The following is a 13,055-nucleotide window of genomic DNA, read 5'->3' as shown; positions in this document are numbered from 1 at the left end:
CTTGTCAAGCCATGACTCTGCCTGCACACAGTGCCCACGCCGGATTTCCGGTGTACCTCGATCATGCCGCCACGACTCCGATGTCGGCAGCCGCTATCGAGGCGATGACCGATACCTTCAAAACCGTGGGCAACGCGTCCTCGCTGCACGGCTCCGGCCGTGCGGCCCGGCGCCGCGTCGAGGAATCGCGCGAATCGATCGCCGCCAGCCTGGGTGCGCGGCCGTCGGAGGTCATCTTCACCTCCGGAGGCACCGAGAGCGACAATCTCGCGGTCAAGGGCATCTACTGGGCTCGCCGTGACGCAGACCCGCGACGCACTCGCATCCTGGCCAGCTCCGTCGAGCATCATGCTGTGCTCGACGCCGTCGAGTGGCTCGAGCAGCACGAGGGCGCGCGCGTGACGTGGTTGCCGGTCGACGAGAACGGTGTCGTCGACCCGCAGACCTTGCGTGACGAGCTTTCCGTCCACGCCGACGAGGTAGCACTCGTGACGGTGATGTGGGCCAACAACGAGGTCGGCTCGATCATGCCGATCGTGGAGTTGGCGGAGATTTCGGCTGAGTTCGAGATTCCGATGCACAGCGACGCGGTTCAGGCAGTTGCACAATTGCCGGTCGATTTCGCGGCGAGCAAATTGGCCGCGCTGAGCATCGCGGCGCACAAGTTCGGTGGTCCGCACGGCGTCGGCGCGCTTCTGCTCGGACGCCAGGTTCCCTGTGTGCCGCTCCTTCACGGCGGCGGACACGAACGTGATCTGCGTTCGGGGACGCCGGACACCGCGGGAGTTGTCGGGATGGCTGCGGCGTTGCGCGCGAATGTCGCGAACTTCGATTCGAGCACAAGGGAATTGGCGAAGCTGCGTGACCGTTTGATCGGCGGGGTCCTGGAGATCCTTCCCGAGTCGGTGCTCAACGGCCCGACCGGTTCCGATCGGCTTCCCGGTAACGCGCACTTCACCTTCCCCGGTTGCGAGGGCGATTCGTTGCTGATGCTGCTCGACGCCGCCGGTATCGAATGTTCCACCGGTTCGGCCTGCACCGCCGGTGTGGCCAGGGCCAGCCACGTCTTGATCGCGATGGGCGTCGAATCGCCCGTCGCGCGTGGCTCACTGAGATTTTCGCTCGGACATACGTCGAGTGTCACCGATGTGGACGCGCTCATCGCTGCGCTTCCACAAGTAGTAGAGCGCGCTCGGGCCGCCGGTCTTGCCGGTGCCGGTTCGCGTGGAGGGGATCGCTGATGCGAGTACTCGCAGCCATGAGCGGAGGTGTCGACTCCGCTGTCGCCGCCGCCCGCGCTGTCGCCGCCGGACACGACGTCGTCGGCGTTCATCTTGCTTTGTCCACGGCGCCGGGCGCATTGCGGACGGGTTCGCGTGGATGCTGCTCGAAGGAAGATGCCGGCGACGCCAGGCGCGCCGCCGACGTTCTCGGAATACCCTTCTACGTCTGGGATTTCGCCGATCGCTTCAAGGAAGACGTGATCGACGACTTCGTGGCGTCGTACGCAGCGGGTGAGACCCCCAATCCGTGCCTGCGCTGCAACGAGAAGATCAAGTTCACCGCACTCGCCGACCGTGCAGTCGCTCTCGGCTTCGACGCCGTGGCGACCGGTCACTACGCGCGCCTCGAAGACGGCGTCCTGCGCCGGGCGGTCGACGCTGACAAGGACCAGTCGTATGTCCTCGGTGTGCTGACGGCTGAGCAGCTTTCGCGAGCGATGTTCCCGATCGGTGACACACCGAAAGAACAGATCCGCGAGGAAGCCGCCGAGCGTGGTCTGGCTGTGGCGAACAAGCCTGACAGTCACGACATCTGCTTCATCCCGACCGGCGACACACGAGCATTCCTGGGTGCGCGCATCGGCGTTCGTCCGGGAAGCGTCGTCGACGCCGATTCGGGTGAAGTCCTCGCTGCACACGACGGCGTACACGGCTTCACGATCGGACAGCGCAAGGGTCTCGGCGTCGAAGGTCCGGCGGGTGACGGCCGTCCGCGGTACGTGACCGCGATCGAGCCCGAAACCGGAACGGTCCGAGTGGGTTCGGCCAAGAATCTCGACGTCTGGGCCATCTCGGCGCAGCGTGCGATCTGGACCTCGGGCCAGGCGCCGGAGGGCCCCGTCGAATGCATGGTGCAGGTTCGTGCGCACGGTGGACTGGCGCAGGCCGTTGCGGAGGCCGTCGACGACGGTACTTCGAGCGGCGGTATCTCGATCTCGTTGCGCGAACCACTGACCGGCGTCGCAAAGGGACAGGCCGTCGTGTTGTATCGCCCCGACCGAGAACTGGGCGACCAGGTTCTCGGCAGTGGCACCATCTCGGGCACCGAATCCGAGCCGAACACACTGTGACGCAGCAGGTTTCCATCGGTGGTCTCGTCACCGGAATCGGATCCTGGCCGGGCACGGATGCCCGCGAAAGTGCCGCAACCATCCTCGGTGAGCTGGGTGGTTTCCCGCATCTGGTGGAGTTGCCGAGCCGCGGTCTCGGCGCTGACATGGTCGGCCGGGCGGGGGCAATTCTGGTCGACATCAACCTCGACGCCTCGACCCGTGCCTATCGAGTCGTGCCTCGGCGGGGCAATGTCGCGAAGCGAGCCGAGGACTTTCTGAATCAGGATCTCGATGCGCTCGAGGAAGCCTGGGAGTCGGCGCGCTTGGTCGGCGGAGACCACGTCGTCAAGCTTCAAGTCGCCGGCCCGCTGACACTCGGCGCCGAGATCGAAGTCGCAAACGGTTCGCGAGTTCTCGTCGACCGCGGTGCGCTCCGCGACGTCGCAGAATCACTCGGTGAGGGTCTCGCGCGTCATGCGGCCGAGGTCACTCGCCGCACCGGCGCCGCAGTGGTGATTCAGTTGGACGAGCCGCAGATCGCGGCAGTTCTGGCCGGTTCGCTGCCTGGGCGCACCAAGATGGAGAGCGTTCCGGCACTGCCGGAACCCGAGGCACTCGCCGTACTCGACTCGACGATCAGCGGTTGCGGACTGCCCACAATCGTCCACAGTTGCGGCACAGACATGCCGTGGGATCTACTGAGGCGAAGCCAGGCGTTCGGCGTGAGCTTCGACATGTCGCTCATCGGCTCACGCGATCTCGACGGTATCGGCCAGTTGTTCGACGCCGGCAAGGAATTGGCGCTCGGTCTGGTTCCGTCCGTGGAGCCGGAAAAGCCGGTGACGTGGAAAGAGTGTGCGATGCCCGCCGTCACACTGGTAGATCGTCTCGGCTTCTCTCGTGAACTCCTGCAGACCCAGGTCGCGGTCACTCCGCGTTGCGGTCTTTCGGGTGCGAACCTCGACTGGGCTCGTGCCGCCCTTCGGCTGTGTACAGACGTCGGCAAGGCATTGGTGGACGATCCGTCGGCGTTCTAGTGTGTGCGTTCCGATGTGGAGTCGTGTGGTGTGTCGGTGTGAACCGATAATCTTCTAGCTGTGACTGAAACCGCGGATGCAATGCAGCCAGCGCCCAACGAGGCGCGCGAGCAGTGGACGGAGCTGGCCGAAGAGGTACGCCAGCATCAGTTCCGCTACTACGTTCGTGATGCGCCCGTCATTTCGGACGGTGCATTCGACACATTGCTCGGGCAGCTCAATGCTCTCGAAGAGCAGTACCCGGATCTGCGAACTCCCGACTCTCCGACGCAACTCGTCGGTGGCGGATTCGCGACGGACTTCACGTCCGTCGACCACCTCGAGCGGATGCTCAGCCTCGACAACGTCTTCGACGAGTCGGAGCTCCGAGCATGGATCGCCAAGGTCGAGCAGGAAACCGGGCCGGAACTGCACTATCTCTGTGAAGTGAAAATCGATGGTGTCGCCCTCAATCTCGTCTACGAGAACGGCAAACTCGTTCGTGCCGCAACCCGCGGTGACGGTCGTACGGGCGAGCTGGTCACGCTCAACGCTCTGACGATCAACGACATCCCGGAGCGCCTTACCGCCACGGACGAGTACCCGATTCCGAGCCTGCTCGAGGTGCGTGGCGAGGTGTTCTTCCGCCTCGAGGACTTCGCAGCACTCAATGCCTCCCTGGTGGAGGAGGGGAAGGCGCCGTTCGCCAATCCGCGCAACTCCGCGGCGGGCTCCCTGCGTCAGAAGAATCCTGCCGTCACCGCGCGTCGCCGCCTCGGAATGATCTGCCACGGGTTCGGGCGCATGGAAGGTTTCGAGCCGGCCTCGCAGTACGACGCCTACGTGGCCCTCGCCGCCTGGGGTCTGCCGGTGTCCACGCACACCTCACGGGTGGTCGGCGCCGACGCCGTGGTCGAGAAGATGAAGTACTGGGGAGAACACCGCCACGACGTCGAGCACGAGATCGACGGGTTGGTGGTCAAGGTCGACGAGATGTCGTTACATCGACGTCTGGGCACCACGTCGCGCGCACCACGGTGGGCTATCGCGTACAAGTACCCGCCGGAAGAGGTCACGACCAAGCTCCTCGACATCCGGGTCAGTGTCGGACGTACGGGTCGTGTGACGCCGTTCGCGTACATGGAACCCGTCACGGTGGCGGGTTCCACTGTGTCCTTGGCCACGCTGCACAACGGCTCGGAGGTCAAGCGCAAGGGTGTGCTGATCGGCGACACCGTGGTGTTGCGTAAGGCCGGAGACGTTATCCCCGAGGTCCTCGGGCCCGTGGCAGACGTTCGTGACGGTACCGAGCGCGAGTTCGTCATGCCGACGCATTGTCCCGAGTGCGGCACGTTGTTGGCACCCGCGAAAGAGGGCGACGTCGACGTGCGATGCCCCAATCAGCAGTACTGTCCGGCGCAGTTGCGCGAGCGCGTGTTCCACGTCTCGGGGCGCGGTGCATTCGACATCGAGGTGCTCGGGTACGAGGCCGCGACCGGGCTGTTGGAGGCGAAGGTCATCGGTGACGAGGGTGATCTCTTCTCACTCGACGCCGAGAAACTGATCGAAGTTCCGATCTTCCGCACCAATGCGGGATCCCTGTCCGCCAACGGAAAACGCTTGCTGGCCAACCTGGATTCGGCAAAGGACAAGCCGCTGTGGAGAGTGCTTGTGGCACTGTCGATTCGGCACGTCGGCCCCACTGCCGCGAGGGCGTTGGCCGGCGAATTCGGCTCGCTGCAACGCATTCGGGAAGCTTCGGTCGACGAGTTGGCTGCAGTCGACGGCGTCGGATCGACTATCGCCGCCGCCGTCGTGGAGTGGTTCTCCGTCGACTGGCACCAGCAGATCGTCGACAAGTGGGCGTCGGCCGGAGTACGCATGGAGGACGAACGCGACGATTCGATTCCGCGCAATCTCGAGGGTCTCTCGATCGTCGTCACCGGTTCGCTCGAGACCTACTCGCGTGATCAGGCGAAGGAAGCGATTCTGGTGCGCGGCGGCAAGGCGGCAGGGTCGGTCTCGAAGAAGACTGCGTTTGTCGTCGTCGGTGAAGCGCCCGGTTCCAAGCACGACAAGGCGGTCGAATTGGGTGTGCCGGTGCTCGACGAAGACGGCTTCCGGCGGTTGCTCGAAGATGGCCCGGATGCGGTCGCTCCCACCGATTTGGACGAATCAGAGTGACTTTGTCCGATTTCTGAGATTGGTGTGCTGGGTGCGATAGTGACGCCATGATCGAGATTCGTGAAGTTCTACCGGCTGAGTTCGAGACCGTCGGGGAGCTGACTGTGCAGTCGTACGTGGGTGGCGGATTTGTCACCGGCGGATCGCCGTACGCGGAGCGCCTGCGCGACACCGCAACTCGGGTGGAGCAGGGGCGGGTGCTGGTTGCGGTTCTCGGTGACGAAGTCGTGGGCTCGTTGACGATCGCAGAACCCGGCACGCCCTTCGCGGATGTTGCGCAGAAGGGCGAACTCGAGTTCCGCATGCTCGCAGTCTCGCCGCAAGCTCGGGGATCGGGCGCCGGAACCGCATTGGTTCGCGCAGTGATCGCCGAAGCCTACGACCGCGGCGATCACTCGGTGGTCATCTCGACGCAGCCCGAGATGGTCGATGCCCGTCGTATCTACGACCGCAACGGTTTCGTCCCCGATCCCGAGCGGGCGTGGGAGCCGATTCGCGGTATGGAACTGACCGTCATGGTTCGCGGCCTGGCCTGATCAGCCAGCCTGGTCAACCCAGTACCGTCGCCACGATTCCTGCGAGGTAGCCGAGGCGGGCTATCTCCGAAGGGCGGAATTCGGGCCCACCGGGACGACCGAGCATGAGGACTCGATTGCCGGAGCCGAGAGGTGCGGCAGCGAGGCTGGTGTTCATGTCGCGCCATACGTCCGGAACCCAGTCGGCCTCGCCGTCGAGGGCGGTGGGCTTGTCCAGTGGCATCCACGGAATGTCGGTGGCGTGGGTTTCCGGCGCGCCGGCGCTACCGACGACGCGGTACGCACCGTGCTTGCCGATGTCCGCGACGACGCACCAGCCGACTCGCAGTACACGCGGCGCGCCGTCGACGAGGACCTGTAGTCGATCGTTTCGGGCCGTCGCAACGGAATCTATGAGTTCGAGCTCACGGTGAGTGTCGAGAATCCCGGCGTAGGGGCGGATCGAATCGACCAGCACGTCCGGTAGATGCTCGGCAGCGGTGATCAAGGTGTCGGGCAGCGCGCCCGGTTCGACGTCGACCACGAGGTCGTCGATGGCAAAACCGTCACCTCGTTCCACGACGTCGAGGGAGAGGATGTCTGCGCCCACGGATCCGAGAGCTACGGCGAGCGCGCCGAGGCTGCCTGGTCGATCGGGCAGTTGGACGCGAAGCAGGTACGACACGTGCGTGCCTTTCGCTGATCGGTTCTCGCCCGGATCACGTCGACCCGGGCCTGACTCATCTTTGCACTTGCCCAACCTGCGATGGTGGGCGCCGCGGCGGCGTCACGCCAGATGCACATGCTTGTCACACGAGCGAAACACACTGCGGGCTTTCGGCGTGGCGATCGACACAGTGAGCGTGCTCGTCGTTCGATACAGCGGGCGTGCTTACAGGTCTGTCGCGGCGAGCAACTAGGCTGGACCGGCAATGTTCACGTCCTCTTCCGAAAGGGGCCCCGCGGTGCCTGCCATCTCCCGTGACGAGGTCGCGCACCTCGCGCGGCTGTCCAGACTCGCCCTGTCCGATGCCGAACTCGACGAGTTCGCCGGTCAGTTGGATTCGATTCTCAACCACGTCAAGGTGGTCACCGAGGTTGCCGCCGACGACGTCCCGCCCATGGCGAATCCCAATGCCGTCACCAACGTGACGCGCCCCGACGTGATCGTGCCCGGGTTGACCCCCGAGCAGGCATTGTCCGGAGCACCCGCAGTCGAACAGGATCGCTTTGCGGTTCCGCAGATCCTTGGAGAGGGCGAATGACCGATCTGACCACGCTGGACGCCGCTGAGCTGGCCGGCAAGATCCACTCGCGTGAGGTGTCCTCCGTAGAGGTCACGCAGGCGCATCTCGACCGCATCGCGGCCGTCGACACCGAGTACCACGCCTTCCTGCACGTTGCAGGCGAACAGGCTCTCGAAGCCGCCGCAGCAGTGGACAACTCGCTCGCAGGCGGAAACGAACCAGCTTCGGCACTCGCCGGCGTTCCGATCGCGTTGAAGGACATCTTCACCACGACGGACATGCCGACCACCTGTGCGTCGAAAATTCTCGAAGGCTGGGTCGCGCCGTACGACGCGACTCTGACCTCCAAGCTGCGCGCTGCCGGCATCCCGATCCTCGGCAAGACGAACCTCGACGAGTTCGCGATGGGCTCTTCGACCGAGAACTCGGCCTTCGGCCCGACGCGTAACCCGTGGGACGTCACCCGCATCCCCGGTGGCTCGGGCGGCGGTAGCGCAGCGGCGCTCGCGTCCCGTCAGGCCCCGCTGGCCATCGGCACTGACACTGGCGGTTCGATCCGTCAGCCCGCTGCGGTCACCGCAACGGTCGGCACCAAGCCGACGTACGGAACTGTCTCACGCTTCGGACTCGTCGCGTGCGCCTCCTCGCTCGATCAGGGTGGCCCCTGTGGACGCACCGTGCTCGACACCGCTCTGCTGCACGAGGTCATCGCCGGACACGATCCGCGTGACTCCACGTCCATCGACGCCCCCGTGCGTCCGGTCGTCGCCGCCGCACGCGAAGGTGCAAACGGCGACCTGCGCGGCGTCAAAGTCGGTGTGGTCAAGGAACTTCACTCCGACAGCTACCAGCCAGGCGTCATCGCTTCCTTCGATGCTGCCGTCGAGCAGCTCAAGGCACTCGGTGCCGAGGTTGTCGAGGTCTCGTGCCCGAGCTTCGAGCACGCGCTCGCGTCGTACTACCTGGTGCTGCCCAGTGAGGTCTCGTCCAACCTGGCCCGCTTCGACGCGATGCGCTACGGACTGCGTGTCGACGACGGCAACATGAGTGCCGACCAGGTCATGGCGGCAACCCGCGCCGCCGGTTTCGGTCCGGAGGTCAAGCGCCGCATCATGATCGGTACCTACGCACTGTCCTCGGGCTACTACGACGCCTACTACGGTTCGGCGCTCAAGGTTCGTACGCTCATCGCGCGCGATTTCGACAAGGCCTACGAGAAGGTGGACGTACTGGTCTCGCCGACCAGCCCATTCACGCCGTGGAAGTTGGGGGAGAAGGTCGGCGATCCGTTGGCCATGTACCTCTCCGACCTGTGCACGCTGCCGACCAACCTGGCCGGACACTGCGCGATGTCGGTGCCCTCGGGCCTGTCCGCGGACGACAACCTGCCGGTGGGCTTGCAGATCATGGCGCCCGCCATGGCTGACGAGCGCCTCTACCGTGTCGGTGCCGCCTACGAAGCTGCACGCGGCCCGATTGCAACTGCAGTCTGACCTGTTTGCTGTGCGCCTTTATTAACCCCCCGCGGTTAATAAAGGCGCACAGCAGTTCAGGAGCAAGTTCTCAGGGCCGTCCCCTGATCGGTTCCGTAGCGATGGCCGTGACCGGCGGGGACACCGAGCGAACCGAGCATGTCGACGGTGGTCTGCAAGAACGTGACACCCGGGATCCACTGCGGGATCGGTGCATCTTGCACGGCACGGCTCAGATCCGGTTTCTGTGTCGCGAGGGCAGGCGACCACCACACCACCGGGTCGGAAGTGTTCGCGAGGACGGTTGCGCCGTCCGTTCGTGTCGCGCCCGCCGGGGGACCGGCCCACAACACGTCGCACGCGGTGGTGGGACTGCCCTCGGACAAAGCCTCGGTCAGTGCGGCGCTGCCGCCGACGGCGCCGAGGCTCTGTCCGTAGAGGAACAGGTCCGGTCGATCCTCGGCGGGCATAGCGGCAATGTGGCTGCCGACGGCGGTGAACAGAGCGGTTGCCGATTCTTCGGCGTCGTCGCGGCTGAACAGGAATGTCGCCCAACTGGGTGCGTCGGAGTATTGCTGCCCGACTATTGCGACGTCGCCGCCGAACCGTTGCTCGATACCGTCGACTGCATGCGTGTCGATCCACCCCGATCCGGTCGGAACGGCCACTACGACGCTGTTGCGGGCAAAGCCGCCGACGCGATCGAGTTCGCTCACCGCGAGAGCGGCACGTGATGCAGTGTCGGGTGCCGAATCCAAACCGGCGTAGACACGCACCGAGTCTTCGCCTGCTGCGACGAATTTGCGTCCCTCCGCCCCCATCGACGTCCACGAGATGAGAGATTCGGGGCTGCCTGACACAGAGGCCGAAAGTGGCTGTGTCAGAGCAGTGTCGATGTACGCGTTGGACTTGTCGAACGAATCGGCGAGGCCGTTCCACACGACGGGACCGACTACCAACTGCACCCCGAGAATACCCATGACCAGTGCGCCGACGCTCCGCGCGAAACCCATCCACCGCAGCGCCTTCGAAATTCCGATCCCGATGCCCCAGAGACCAAGTGCGGTCAGTGCTGAAATGCAACCCGCCTCCGCCCAGTGGAGAAGTCCGGCAGACGGTGCGCCCATCGCCGCTCGCAACGAGTTCTGCCAACCGGCGGCGGCGAACATCGCAACTGCGGTGCCGGCAGTCGACAACCCGAACGCGGTGATGCGCCAATGACGTTCGTCGAATCGGGCCTTGACCCGGTCGGGGACGAGCCGACGGGCTACCGCGGAGAACGCCCACATCGCCAGTAGTCCGGCCGCGACGAGCAGACCGCTGAACACCCCTTGTAGTACGGCTGATCGCGGCAGGAGTCCGGGAGCCAGCGAGATGGCGGACATCGCTGCCACGGCGACGCTCGTGGACACGCGGGGGAGTGCGAGCGCCCCGACTCGGGCGAGGACGGGGGTCCGTGACGCATTCAGAACGCTCATGCTGCAATCGCTTTCGGGGAGTAGGAGAACTCGTTCGACGGGTCGAGGCGCCGCGATCGCATCAGGGTGAAGCCGAAGGCGGAGACTGCCAGAACACCGGCCGTGCCGTAACCGAATCCCGATTCCGCGACCGGCGTCAGATAGCTTTGGCGCCAGGAGTTTCCGTTCACAGCCGTGACGGCTACATTGGCCATCGCGAAGCAATACCCTCGTGAGAGAAAGGACGTGCGGTCTTCACACGCGGCATGCATTCGCTGGTCGAGCTGACCGTCGAGGACCTGACGTGCCCACGGCCCCAGTTCCGTTCCGTGCGAATGCGCGTAGCGGAGTAGGTCGTAGCCGAGATCGTGCGCTTTGCAGGCCGAGTCGAATTCGTCGGGAAGTGGGACCGGCGACGAGCAGTCGCCGTGGGGATTGGCGAGGTATCCGTCGACGACGGCGGGGGTGTAACCGGCGAATGCCGCAAAGTCCGCCGGGATGGTGGTCGCAGCGTCAGAGGCATCCGCAGTAGTCACGGTGGCGATCGCCCTGGATGCGTTCGAATTCTCGGTGCGCGGCGACTGGGCTCCGCTCGCTCCGGCAGTGACCGTGATCGCTGCCGTTGCAGCCAGCGCCAGGGCAGCCCAGGTGCCGGCGCTTCGAGAGATGTCTTTCACCCGTGTGATCCGCATGCCGTTCACGCTATGAACGGACAATCCTGACGGTCATCGCTCTGTGGAGGGGTTCTCCGACGCGCATTCGGGTGAGAATTCCCTCCCCTGTGATACCTCGGAGGTAGGGGGATCTCACTCTGCAGTATGAGGACTTTCGGGGTTCGCCTTCATAGGCTTGACGAGTGATCAAGGTCCGTAGGAAGAACAAGGGTGCACCGGATGTGCCCACGCCGACATACGCCACCGCCGGGTCGATGCTGTCCGGCCTCGACGGGGCGGTCGTTCATTCGGAGAAAGTGCGCCGGGCAACCAGTTTCGTGGCCCGCGGTCAGTTCTGGAACATCGTCATCGTAGCGATCACTCTGATCCTCTATTCGATTGCCTGGCCGACACTGCAACTGACGCATCATGTTTCGCCGCCGATCATGCCCTTCGTCGCCGCGTTGGCTGCATTTCCGTTCGTCCTGATCCGGATCAACGCTCCGTTGGGGTGGGCGGTGTCGGCGGTCTCGGCGTTGATCATCCCGTTGGTGTTCGACAACACTCCCGGTTACGACTACCCGTGGCAGGTCGTCCACATCATCGTGCTGATGTCGTTGCTGGCCGCAGTGAGTCTGCGGGCGCCCATTCAGGTTGTCGGTGTCGCCTGGATCGCCACGGTGCTGCTCTTCCTCGGCAACGCCCCGGGAAGCGACGGCGCCGGTTGGGCTGTCGGGCTGAGTGCACTGGTCGTCTTCTGCCTGTTGATCCGCTGGTTGGTCCTCTCGCGCCGCCAGTTGGCCAAGCAGGAGGAAGTCAGTGAACTCGAACGCACTCGACGCACGATCCTCGAGGAGAAGGCGCGGATCGCCCGCGACTTGCACGACATCGTGGCCCACCACATGTCGATGGTGGTCGTGCAAGCTCAGAGTGCGCCGTACAGACTCGATGCAGTCACTCCGGAGATCCGAACCGAATTCGAATCGATAAGTGAGACAGGGCGAGCAGCGCTCAACGAGATCCGCGGCCTCCTCGGAGTCCTGCGCAGCGACGGGGACACCGTGGTGACGGCTCCACAACCGGGCGTCGACCAGTTGGACGAACTGTTGCTCGGCAGTACCCGTGCCGGTTTGCCGGTATCGTGGCGAGTCGACGGCGATCGAGCGTCGGTCTCGGAATCCACGGGCCTTGCGCTCTACCGGATCATTCAGGAGTCGATCACCAACGCGGCCAGGCATTCGCCAGGCGGACCCATCGAGGTCGCCGTGGCCTTCGGTCCGCAATCGGTGAGCGCGCTCGTGAACAACGGACCTTCGCCATTGGGTGGCAATCAGCACTCGGCGTCGGAAACCACGGGTGGCAACGGAATCCGCGGAATGCGTGAGCGGGCTTCGGCGGTGGGCGGCATGCTGTTGGCAAACCGGCGCGAGGACGGAGGGTTCGAGGTCCGGGCCGAGTTGCCGTCGATGCCCGCCTAGGCTGTCCGAGTGCCCATCACAGTATTCATCGCAGACGACCAGGCGATGGTTCGACAAGGGTTCGGAGCCCTACTCTCCGCCCAGCCCGACATCAGCGTGATCGGCGATGCGCCGGACGGCAAGATCGCCGTCGCCGAGGTCGCGCGATTGCGTCCGGATGTGGTCTTGATGGATGTTCGCATGCCCGAGATGAACGGACTCGACGCTGCCCGCCAGATTCTGTCCGCCGGATGGGAACCGCCGGTGCGAGTCCTCATGCTCACCACTTTCGACATCGACGACTACGTCTACGAGGCCCTGAGCGTCGGAGCGAGCGGGTTCATGCTCAAGGACGCACCGGCTGAGGAACTGATTCGGGCGGTACGCGTCGTTGCCGAAGGGCAGGCCTTGCTGGCGCCGACGGTGACTCGGCGTCTGATTGCCGATGTGACCAGTCGGCGGGCGGCCCCGCGCGCACGGCCCGCAGCGCTGGACGCCCTGACCCCGCGTGAGCGCGAGGTCCTCGAACTGATCGCCCGCGGATTGTCCAACGTCGAGATCGCCGAGCGGCTGTTCGTCGCCGAGCAGACCGTCAAGACCCATGTCGGGAAGGTGCTGTCGAAGCTCGATCTGCGCGATCGCGCCCAGGCAGTCGTGTTGGCGTACGAAAGCGGGCTCGTCACGCCGGGTTAGGGGTCCCGTGCGGCGCGGCGTTGCGG

General features: G+C 64.9%; 12 protein-coding genes. 9 read left to right on the top strand and 3 right to left on the bottom strand.

Annotation, left to right across the window (positions count from 1 at the left end):
- Positions 1-11 precede the first annotated feature (11 nt).
- From ATN37_RS11960 to ATN37_RS11940, 5 genes are all read left to right on the top strand, one after another.
- Positions 12-1,241 (top strand): cysteine desulfurase family protein, encoded by a 1,230-nt coding sequence (locus ATN37_RS11960; protein ID WP_058038603.1) that lies wholly within the window; start codon positions 12-14, stop codon positions 1,239-1,241.
- Positions 1,241-2,353, top strand: coding sequence for a tRNA 2-thiouridine(34) synthase MnmA (gene mnmA, locus ATN37_RS11955; protein ID WP_042447455.1), 1,113 nt, complete (start codon positions 1,241-1,243; stop codon positions 2,351-2,353). Before ATN37_RS11960 ends, mnmA begins: the two co-directional genes overlap by 1 nt.
- Complete coding sequence (locus tag ATN37_RS11950; protein WP_058038604.1) at positions 2,350-3,372, top strand: methionine synthase; 1,023 nt, start codon at positions 2,350-2,352, stop codon at positions 3,370-3,372. Before mnmA ends, ATN37_RS11950 begins: the two co-directional genes overlap by 4 nt.
- Positions 3,373-3,453: 81 nt before the next feature.
- A complete protein-coding gene (ligA, locus tag ATN37_RS11945; protein WP_218960151.1) occupies positions 3,454-5,535 on the top strand; it encodes an NAD-dependent DNA ligase LigA in 2,082 nt (693 codons plus the stop codon).
- 47 nt (positions 5,536-5,582) lie between these two features.
- Positions 5,583-6,071 carry a GNAT family N-acetyltransferase gene (locus ATN37_RS11940; protein ID WP_058038606.1) on the top strand — a complete coding sequence of 163 codons (489 nt, stop codon included), beginning with the start codon at positions 5,583-5,585 and terminating at the stop codon, positions 6,069-6,071.
- A gap of 13 nt (positions 6,072-6,084) precedes the next feature.
- Here the strand turns inward: ATN37_RS11940 and ATN37_RS11935 are convergent, their stop codons facing one another.
- Positions 6,085-6,735, bottom strand: a complete 651-nt coding sequence (locus tag ATN37_RS11935; RefSeq protein ID WP_003944719.1) for an amino acid-binding protein — start codon at positions 6,733-6,735, stop codon at positions 6,085-6,087.
- Between the two features lie 280 nt (positions 6,736-7,015).
- Between ATN37_RS11935 and gatC the strand changes: the two genes are divergently transcribed.
- Together gatC and gatA are read left to right on the top strand one after the other, a co-directional pair.
- Positions 7,016-7,315 carry an Asp-tRNA(Asn)/Glu-tRNA(Gln) amidotransferase subunit GatC gene (gene gatC / locus ATN37_RS11930; RefSeq protein WP_003944747.1) on the top strand — a complete coding sequence of 100 codons (300 nt, stop codon included), beginning with the start codon at positions 7,016-7,018 and terminating at the stop codon, positions 7,313-7,315.
- The gene (gene gatA, locus ATN37_RS11925; RefSeq protein WP_030535403.1) at positions 7,312-8,790 is read left to right on the top strand and encodes an Asp-tRNA(Asn)/Glu-tRNA(Gln) amidotransferase subunit GatA; all 1,479 of its coding nucleotides are present in this window, start codon (positions 7,312-7,314) and stop codon (positions 8,788-8,790) included. The genes gatC and gatA overlap by 4 nt, the downstream gene beginning before the upstream one ends.
- 56 nt (positions 8,791-8,846) lie before the next feature.
- On the opposite strand, the gene ATN37_RS11920 is transcribed toward gatA, so the two are convergent.
- A complete protein-coding gene (locus ATN37_RS11920; RefSeq protein WP_211920402.1) occupies positions 8,847-10,247 on the bottom strand; it encodes an alpha/beta-hydrolase family protein in 1,401 nt (466 codons plus the stop codon).
- Positions 10,244-10,918 carry a hypothetical protein gene (locus tag ATN37_RS11915; RefSeq protein WP_166502151.1) on the bottom strand — a complete coding sequence of 225 codons (675 nt, stop codon included), beginning with the start codon at positions 10,916-10,918 and terminating at the stop codon, positions 10,244-10,246. Before ATN37_RS11915 ends, ATN37_RS11920 begins: the two co-directional genes overlap by 4 nt.
- Positions 10,919-11,082: 164 nt before the next feature.
- Between ATN37_RS11915 and ATN37_RS11910 the strand changes: the two genes are divergently transcribed.
- On the top strand, positions 11,083-12,357 hold the full coding sequence (locus ATN37_RS11910) for a sensor histidine kinase (protein ID WP_166502152.1): 1,275 nt from the start codon (positions 11,083-11,085) through the stop codon (positions 12,355-12,357).
- A 9-nt stretch (positions 12,358-12,366) separates the two neighbouring features.
- Positions 12,367-13,029 (top strand): response regulator transcription factor, encoded by a 663-nt coding sequence (locus ATN37_RS11905; RefSeq protein WP_007729374.1) that lies wholly within the window; start codon positions 12,367-12,369, stop codon positions 13,027-13,029.
- Positions 13,030-13,055 lie beyond the last annotated feature (26 nt).

Source organism: Rhodococcus sp. MH15 (assembly GCF_019266045.1).
Lineage (GTDB): Bacteria > Actinomycetota > Actinomycetes > Mycobacteriales > Mycobacteriaceae > Rhodococcus_F > Rhodococcus_F qingshengii.
This window is presented reverse-complemented; position numbering and strand designations above follow the sequence as displayed.

Excerpts from the sequence above, each read along its gene's own strand:
- ATN37_RS11920 (WP_211920402.1), bottom strand. The coding sequence starts at position 10,247 with ATGAGCGTTCTGAATGCGTCACGGACCCCCGTCCTCGCCCGAGTCGGG.
- mnmA (WP_042447455.1), top strand. The coding sequence starts at position 1,241 with ATGCGAGTACTCGCAGCCATGAGCGGAGGTGTCGACTCCGCTGTCGCC.
- gatA (WP_030535403.1), top strand. The coding sequence starts at position 7,312 with ATGACCGATCTGACCACGCTGGACGCCGCTGAGCTGGCCGGCAAGATC.
- ligA (WP_218960151.1), top strand. The coding sequence starts at position 3,454 with ATGCAGCCAGCGCCCAACGAGGCGCGCGAGCAGTGGACGGAGCTGGCC.
- ATN37_RS11915 (WP_166502151.1), bottom strand. The coding sequence starts at position 10,918 with ATGCGGATCACACGGGTGAAAGACATCTCTCGAAGCGCCGGCACCTGG.
- ATN37_RS11940 (WP_058038606.1), top strand. The coding sequence starts at position 5,583 with ATGATCGAGATTCGTGAAGTTCTACCGGCTGAGTTCGAGACCGTCGGG.
- ATN37_RS11960 (WP_058038603.1), top strand. The coding sequence starts at position 12 with ATGACTCTGCCTGCACACAGTGCCCACGCCGGATTTCCGGTGTACCTC.